Annotated in this window: 1 protein-coding gene; it reads left to right on the top strand. The window is 67.3% G+C overall.

Going from position 1 to position 646, the window contains the following annotated elements:
• The coding region (locus I5W_RS22720; protein WP_252717179.1) for an oligopeptide/dipeptide ABC transporter ATP-binding protein at positions 1-646 on the top strand (646 nt) is incomplete at both ends.

The following is a 646-nucleotide window of genomic DNA, read 5'->3' on the forward strand; positions in this document are numbered from 1 at the left end:
CGCCCATCGTGCACGGCCTGCCGGCGCGTGAGGCCATCGCCCGCGCCCGCAGTCTGCTGGCGCGTGTGGGTTTGCAGCCGGAGCGTTTCGCCGGACGCTATCCGCATGAACTCTCGGGCGGCCAGCGCCAGCGCGTCAACATCGCCCGTGCCCTGGCGCTGGAGCCGCGCCTGGTGATCCTGGACGAAGCCGTCTCGGCGCTGGACAAATCGGTGGAAGCCCAGGTGTTGAACCTGCTGCTGGACCTGAAGCAGGAATTCGGTCTCACCTATCTCTTCATCAGCCACGACCTCAACGTGGTGCGTTTCATCTCGGACCGCGTGCTGGTCATGTACCTGGGCCAGGTGGTCGAGGTGGGGCCGGCCGAGCAGGTCTTCGATGCACCCCGGCATCCCTATACGCGCGCCTTGTTGCGCTCCATGCCCAGCATGGACCCGACCCGCCGTACCGAGCAAGCGCCGCTGGCCGGCGACCCGCCCAATCCCATCAACCCGCCACCAGGCTGCCGCTTCCATACCCGCTGGGCAGGAATACCCAGGCCCGAACCGGGACCGGTCAGCGACATCACCACGCCGATGGTCAGCTCGGCATGGGCCATGCCGGTGCAGGCCAGCATCGATGCCAGTACCCCTGCCTTGATGACCAG

This window comes from Herbaspirillum sp. B65, assembly GCF_000333555.1.
In the GTDB taxonomy this organism is placed as follows: Bacteria; Pseudomonadota; Gammaproteobacteria; order Burkholderiales; family Burkholderiaceae_D; genus Herbaspirillum; species Herbaspirillum rubrisubalbicans.